The sequence below is a fragment of the Saccharopolyspora soli genome (assembly GCF_022678645.1).
GTDB lineage: Bacteria > Actinomycetota > Actinomycetes > Mycobacteriales > Pseudonocardiaceae > Saccharopolyspora > Saccharopolyspora soli.
The window spans coordinates 24,850-30,849 of sequence record NZ_JALBWV010000084.1; the positions used below are offsets into that span (position 1 = coordinate 24,850).

The window sequence follows — 6,000 nt, forward strand, 5'->3', positions numbered from 1 at the left end:
CAACGCAATTCATCGCGACGCCTCTGCTGGATCGGGTAATCAGCACCGTTTCGGCTTAGCGTGCGCTGTCGATGATCATGCCGCCGTCAGGGGTGAGGCTGTATCCGGTCAGGAACTGTGCATCGCTGCTGGCGAGGAACAGGACGACGGGTGCGATGTCCTCCTCCGCAGAGCCGTGCCGCGCGAGCGTGTTGCTTGGCGCGGGTATGTCGTCCGTGCCCCATGTGTTCGCGACCGGAAGGACGTTGTTCACGGTGATCTTGTCGCTTCCCCATTCGCGTGCGGCGGTCCGCGTCAAGGCGCGCACCGCCTCCTTGGCCATGGCGTAGGGGCCATAGCCCGTCATGCCGAGAACACCGACGCAGGAGGCGAAGTTGATGACGCGACCGTCTCCGCTTGCCTTCAGATGGGGATAGCACGCCTGCATCATGCGCAAGTAGGCGATGGGTCCGGTCTCGAAGTTCCGCTGCAATTGCTCGACGGAAAGATCGACGATCGACGAGGCGACCGAGGACGGATCGAAAGCGTTGTTCACGAGGATGTCGATCTGGCCGTAGGTGGCCACCACGTTGTCCACCGACGCCTGGACCTGGTCCGGATCGGCGATGTCGCAGACCACGCCGATCGCGGTGCCTCCTGCTGCCTGGATGTCGGTGACAACGCGATCGACATTGCCGGGCGTGAGTGACAGGACGGCCACCTTCGCGCCTTCCGCCGCGAACAGCTTGGCCACCGCCCGGCCGATGCCGCGACCGGCACCAGTAACCACAGCGACTTTTCCGTTGAGCCGAGCCATGTTCATCTCCATTCGATAACCGGCGCGCAGGGGGCAATGAGGGTCGAACGGCACACCGCTTGTGTACTTGTCGTTCTGGGGTTTCTGGTCAGAGCAGGTCGCTCGGGTCGTAGGGCTTGGCCGGTGCGAACTCGTCGCGCCATGCGCGCTTGCTCAGTTCGGAGGGGGAGGTTCCGGCTTCCCTGGCTTTGACGAGCTTGTCCGGGTCGACGAAGTGCCCGATGGGCTTGGCGGCGAATTCGGTGGAGTGGCGCATGTGCTCCATCGAGGTCCAGCTGTCGCCGTAGTTGTCGACGTGGAGTTCGACGCTGTTGCCGTCGGGGTCCGCGTAGTAGAACGCGGTCTGGGCGCCGGCATCGGTGCACAGGACCGGGGTGATGCCCTGAGTTTTGAGGCGTACGTAGGTGCCGAGCAGTTCGTCGAGGGTGCGGTAGGCGAAGGCGAAATGCTGGATGCGGCGGTGCTGGGCCTTGTCCGCGTCGGCGCGGAGACCGGGCAGTTCCACGAAGGCCAACCGGTGGTTGGCCTCGTCGTTGGTCAACCACGCGGACTTGATCACCGGGGCGCCGTCCGTGCTGGCTGTTGCCGAGTCGGTGCGGTGGACCAGGTCCATCCCGACCACGACGCGGTACCAGCTGATCATGGCGTCGATGTTGCTGGTGGTGATCCCGAGGTGGTGCAGCCGCGGGTGCACGATCGTTTCCGTGTTCATCGCCGTTCTCCTGGGTTGCCGTAGCGATTAACACGACGATACGAGTTTAGATAAATTTTGGATAGTACTATGTAATTCTAACTGTTAGTATCATATAGCGTACTATTGGGAGGTGTCATGGTCGGGATGGAGGACACACGACGCGAGATGCGCCGGGTCCTGACGATGATCAGCGGCAAGTGGAAGCTGGAAATCCTTTGGCTTCTCAATGAGCGGACCCACCGCTTCGGCGAGCTTCGCCGCGAGATCCCCCAGGTGACCCAGCACATGCTGACCAAACAGTTGCGCGAACTCGAAGACGACGGTCTGGTGACGCGGAAGGTCTACGCCGAAGTCCCGCCGCGCGTGGAGTACGCGCTCACCGACAAGGCCCAGTCCCTGCAGCCGGTATTCGAATCACTGCTCGCCTGGGTCACCTCAAAGAACACTTCGCGAGACTGACTCTCACGTCTTCGCACGAGCAGGGTCACGTCCTCCCGGCGTCCCCGACCGGTCGCGGCCATGGTTTTCGGGCAGACGGCGTGCCGGAAGTAGTTGGTTCAGCCAGGCAGGATCTGGTTGATCCTGCCGATTACCGCTTCCTTGTCGGCCTGACTGACACGATGTGTCAAGGTGCGGATCTTCGCCTTCACCGACCGAAAAGGACGGTCAGCGATGAACGTGTATACGTGACGAAGAAGGGCACGACCGAGGGGAACACCACGTCCCGCTGGAGAGACAGCACACCGGCGCGGAACGATCGGGCCGCCCGGAGCAGGGTTCGTTCGACATTCCGAACCCCTTCCAGGATGTTGATCAGAACGGGGAACACTCAATGCCCCGATGATCTTGAGGTCGCTGCCGGCGGCTGCGGCGGCGATAGCGCCTTCAGGCGGCAGGGCGGCGACGTTGGCTTGACCGCTGGTGAGTGCGGCCGTTGCCTCGGCACTGGATTTGACCTTGATGGTCTCGATGTCGATGCCGTTGCGCTCGAATATTCCCGGCTCCTTGCCTGCGGTGACGGCGAGGAACGAGGTACCGGTGATCGAGGAGGCGATTCTGATCTTGCGTGTGCCGCCATTTCCGGTGTCACCTGAACCGCATGCGGTCAGGGCAACGATGGCTGCCAGGATCAAGGCGCCCAAGCCGAGGCGCGCGCGGCGGCGGTGGGGCCGCGCGAGGAGGTGGGTCATGATGAGCTCCTTTGCTCAACGTGGTGCAGCGTCAAGAGGACTGCGTCGAACTCTGCGGTGTGGGAGCTGCCGGCTCGGACTGCGGAGCGGCAGGCTTGGCGTCCTAGTCGGAGAGGAGGACACCGCCGCGGGCGAGGTCGGATCGCTCGATTTCGAAGAAGGTGATCCTGACGCCCTCCGATGAGATGCCGAAGGCGTCGACGGCGGCCTGGGTGATCCCTCGGACGAACTGGCGGCGCTGGTCCAGGGTGCGGCCGCGGAAGATCTCGACGGTGATGTTGGGCATGAGAATGCCTCCTTTGGACGGCTGTCGATCGGGCGACAACTCCGGTGGCGGCCGATGGGGGGCGGGTATCGGGTCAGACGGCGAAGAGGTCTCGAACTGAGGTGAGGTCGGCCATCCCGCGAATCGCGCGGAGTAAGGTGGGGAAGCCGGGCCACCACCGCCGTCGCGGCCATGCCCCCCCAACCGTGCTTGTCGCATGACACCCTTGCGCCCAGTGCGGGCGAACGGGCAAGGCCGCGGCCAGCGCGCACATCACCTGGTGACCGACCACATAGGCGTCCAGGATCGCCGCCATCCCGGCCGATGGTGTGGGGACCGAGGTCGCTGCCGGACGTGCCGTTCTCGACGCGCTGGTCGAGGCGTCCGGCGGGGTCCTCGCCTTCGACTGGACGGAGTTCCCGTGGGGCTGCGGCTACTACGAGAAAACCCGAGACGTCGGTGGCACCGCCAGCACCGATGAGGTCGTCGCCGCGGTCATCGAACACCTCACCTGACGGCTGGAGGTTCTCAGCGAACTTTGGCGCTTGCGTGAGATCAATGAGAATGGTTTCCGCCGACGTTGTCCGGTCTCAGTGAAGTTAGCCAACGACTTGGACGCAGGTATGGGCGCGAGGTGTTGCAGCGGGCACTTCTCCCTCGATGCCCAGGGGCGTCAGCCCTGGTCCTGTAAACGAATTCCGGCGCCCAGACTGGGTTTTACTACGTGGTCTTGGTGACTGGGCGGCGCGGTGAACGGCGTCCGTGAGAGCCTCGGCTGTTCGCGCCACGTCGTCGGCCCCCGACCGCGAGTTAGGGCGCGTCGGCGCTGGGGCGGCCGAGGCGGATCATGGCGCGGTACAGGACGGTGGACGCGGGAGGCTGGGGCAGGGGCGGGGTGTCGGTGCCGGGGGTGGCGGCAGCGCGGAGCATGTGGCCGACAAGGCGGCGCCAGGTATCGGGGGCGTCGTCGCTGGTGGCGGCAACGACACCGGCGTTGGCCACCAGCAGGATGACGATGTCCTGGTGGGTGAAGTCGTCGTGCAGGTGCCCGGTGGCCTGGGCGCGGTCGATGAGTTCGAGCAGGCCGCGGTAGGCGGCGGCGCGAGATTCTTCGAGGGCTTTGGCAGCGGGGAAGGTCATGGTCAGGACGTCGGCGAAGCCGCGGTCGGCGGCCTGCATGGCGCAGATGGCTTCGATGTAGCCGGTGAAGCCGTGCCAGGGGTCGGGGTCGGCGAGGGCTTCGGTGACGGCTTGGACGTAGGCGTCCATGCGGTCGGCGAAGACGGCGGTGATGAGCTCTTCGCGGGTGGGGAAGCGCCGGGAAAGGGTGGCCTTTCCGACGCCGGCCTCGCGGGCGACCGCAGCCATGGAGACGCCTAGGCCCTCGCGAGCGTAGAGACAGCGGGCGGCGGCCAGGATGCGGTCGCGATTGCGTTCGGCATCCGCGCGCAGCCCCGCATTAGGGTCGCTACCTGGGGTTTCATCGTGAGCTGTCGCATGCGTCATGCCACCATCCTATCTAAGTGGAACAAGCGGCCCAGTTCTGCTGTTATGGTGGGTACCGTAAACGGGAAGGCTGTTCCATTTAGTGAGGAGTGTTGTCGTGCGTGCTGTCGCGCTGGGCGAGGTTCCGGCGGCCCCGGCCGTGGCCGAGGTGGAGACTCCCCGCCCGGAGGCGGGGGAGCTGTTGGTGAGGGTGGCGGGGTCGTCGCTCAACGGCATCGACGCCGCGACCGCAGCTGGCTACCTGCAGGGGATGATGGAGCACCGGTTCCCGCTGGTACTCGGCCGGGACTTCGTGGGCACGGTCGAGGCGCTCGGAGAGGGCGTGGACGGCTTCGCGGTCGGTGACGCGGTCTTCGGCGTGGTGATGAAGCCGTACCTGGGCGCCGGGTCGCTGGCCGAGTACGTCACCGTGCCCGCCGGACACGGCGTCGCCCCGATCCCCGAGGGCCTGATGGTGGAGGAGGCGGGCGCGCTGGGCGTGGCCGGGACGACGGCCCTGGACAGCGTGAACGCGGTGGCCCTGGTCGAGGGCGAGACGCTGCTGATCTCAGGGGCCGCCGGCGGGGTGGGTGCGCTGGCGGTGCAGATTGCCGCCGCCCGCGGCGCGAAGGTGATCGCGACCGCCCGCCCCGGCGCGCAGACCGACTTCGTCACCGGCCTGACCAGCGTCCAGGTCCACGTGGTCGACTTCACCGGTGACCTTCAGGCCCAGGTCCGCGAGATCGCCCCGGACGGCTTGGACGCGGTGCTGCACATGGCGGGCGACGGCGCCCGGCTCGCCAGCCTACTGCGGCCGGGCGGCAGGCTCGCTTCCGTCACCGGCCTGACCCAGGACGACGTCAAGGGCCAGGACGTCACCGTCCACACGATCTGGGGCAACCCGAACGCCCAGACCCTGACCGCGCTGGCCGGGCAGGTCTCCTCCGGTGCGCTGCGGGTGCCGGTCACCGCCACCTACCCGCTGGAACAGGCCACCGAGGCGTTCGCCGCCTTCGGCGCCAGCACCCCGGGCAAGATCGCCGTCACCTGCTCCTGACCCTTCCCTCCGCATTCGCCCCACTTACCCAAGAAGAAAGAGTTCTGATCGTGCCCACCATCGCCATCATCGGTGCCGGCCCCGGCATGGGCCTGGCCATCGCCCGCACCTTCGGCAGTCGCGGCTTCGACGTCGCTCTCATCGCCCGCACCAAAGAAAAGCTGCAGACCCTCGTCGAGCAGCTCGATGCTGAGGACATCACCGCCGCGGCGTTCCCCGCCGACGTCATGGACCGTCCGTCCCTCACCGCCGCGCTGGAGACGGCGAAGGAGCGATTCGGCGGCATCGACGTGCTGGAGTACTCCCCGGCGCCACACTCCCCGATGCCCGGTATCACCATGGCCGTCCCCTCCGAGGTGACGGCGGAGAACCTGCAGCCGCAGATCGAGTACACCTTCTACGGCGCCGTCACCGCCGCCCACGCGGTGCTGCCCGCCATGCGCGAGGCCGGCGCCGGGACGCTGCTGGTCACCACTGGCGGCGGCTCGGTGGACCCCATCCCGATGCTGGGCA

At 66.5% G+C, this 6,000-nt stretch carries 9 protein-coding genes; 4 read left to right on the forward strand and 5 right to left on the reverse strand.

Translation table 11 applies throughout. From position 1 onward, the window contains the following. Window positions 1–55: 55 nt before the first annotated feature. Together MOQ72_RS38850 and MOQ72_RS38855 are read right to left on the reverse strand one after the other, a co-directional pair. Window positions 56–796, reverse strand: coding sequence for an SDR family NAD(P)-dependent oxidoreductase (locus MOQ72_RS38850; protein WP_242190971.1), 741 nt, complete (start codon window positions 794–796; stop codon window positions 56–58). Window positions 797–884: 88 nt separating this feature from the next. Beyond that, window positions 885–1,508 (reverse strand): VOC family protein, encoded by a 624-nt coding sequence (locus MOQ72_RS38855; RefSeq protein ID WP_242190972.1) that lies wholly within the window; start codon window positions 1,506–1,508, stop codon window positions 885–887. A 117-nt stretch (window positions 1,509–1,625) separates the two neighbouring features. Here MOQ72_RS38855 and MOQ72_RS38860 point away from each other — a divergent pair, with 117 nt between their 5' ends. Then, on the forward strand, window positions 1,626–1,949 hold the full coding sequence (locus MOQ72_RS38860) for a winged helix-turn-helix transcriptional regulator (RefSeq protein ID WP_242190973.1): 324 nt from the start codon (window positions 1,626–1,628) through the stop codon (window positions 1,947–1,949). Between the two features lie 98 nt (window positions 1,950–2,047). Here MOQ72_RS38860 and MOQ72_RS46020 read toward each other — a convergent pair whose 3' ends face one another. Both MOQ72_RS46020 and MOQ72_RS38870 read right to left on the reverse strand, forming a co-directional pair. After that, window positions 2,048–2,680, reverse strand: coding sequence for an ABC transporter substrate-binding protein (locus MOQ72_RS46020; protein WP_242190974.1), 633 nt, complete (start codon window positions 2,678–2,680; stop codon window positions 2,048–2,050). A 103-nt stretch (window positions 2,681–2,783) separates the two neighbouring features. Further along, entirely contained in the window at window positions 2,784–2,966 is a 183-nt protein-coding gene (locus MOQ72_RS38870) for a tautomerase family protein (protein ID WP_242190975.1), read from the reverse strand. Window positions 2,967–3,274: 308 nt separating this feature from the next. Between MOQ72_RS38870 and MOQ72_RS38875 the strand changes: the two genes are divergently transcribed. Continuing rightward, window positions 3,275–3,460 carry a hypothetical protein gene (locus MOQ72_RS38875; protein WP_242190976.1) on the forward strand — a complete coding sequence of 62 codons (186 nt, stop codon included), beginning with the start codon at window positions 3,275–3,277 and terminating at the stop codon, window positions 3,458–3,460. A gap of 295 nt (window positions 3,461–3,755) precedes the next feature. On the opposite strand, the gene MOQ72_RS38880 is transcribed toward MOQ72_RS38875, so the two are convergent. Continuing rightward, window positions 3,756–4,451, reverse strand: a complete 696-nt coding sequence (locus MOQ72_RS38880; RefSeq protein WP_242190977.1) for a TetR/AcrR family transcriptional regulator — start codon at window positions 4,449–4,451, stop codon at window positions 3,756–3,758. 97 nt (window positions 4,452–4,548) lie between these two features. On the opposite strand from MOQ72_RS38880, the gene MOQ72_RS38885 reads away from it, so the two are divergent. Together MOQ72_RS38885 and MOQ72_RS38890 are read left to right on the forward strand one after the other, a co-directional pair. After that, window positions 4,549–5,487 carry an NADP-dependent oxidoreductase gene (locus MOQ72_RS38885; RefSeq protein WP_242190978.1) on the forward strand — a complete coding sequence of 313 codons (939 nt, stop codon included), beginning with the start codon at window positions 4,549–4,551 and terminating at the stop codon, window positions 5,485–5,487. Between the two features lie 50 nt (window positions 5,488–5,537). Next, window positions 5,538–6,000, forward strand: a 463-nt coding sequence (locus MOQ72_RS38890; RefSeq protein WP_242190979.1) for an SDR family NAD(P)-dependent oxidoreductase, incomplete at its 3' end; no start/stop codon positions are given.

Coding starts and splice junctions, on each gene's coding strand:
- MOQ72_RS38850 (WP_242190971.1), bottom strand. CDS start 796: ATGGCTCGGCTCAACGGAAAAGTCGCTGTGGTTACTGGTGCCGGTCGC.
- MOQ72_RS38855 (WP_242190972.1), bottom strand. CDS start 1,508: ATGAACACGGAAACGATCGTGCACCCGCGGCTGCACCACCTCGGGATC.
- MOQ72_RS38860 (WP_242190973.1), top strand. CDS start 1,626: ATGGTCGGGATGGAGGACACACGACGCGAGATGCGCCGGGTCCTGACG.
- MOQ72_RS46020 (WP_242190974.1), bottom strand. CDS start 2,680: ATGACCCACCTCCTCGCGCGGCCCCACCGCCGCCGCGCGCGCCTCGGC.
- MOQ72_RS38870 (WP_242190975.1), bottom strand. CDS start 2,966: ATGCCCAACATCACCGTCGAGATCTTCCGCGGCCGCACCCTGGACCAG.
- MOQ72_RS38880 (WP_242190977.1), bottom strand. CDS start 4,451: ATGACGCATGCGACAGCTCACGATGAAACCCCAGGTAGCGACCCTAAT.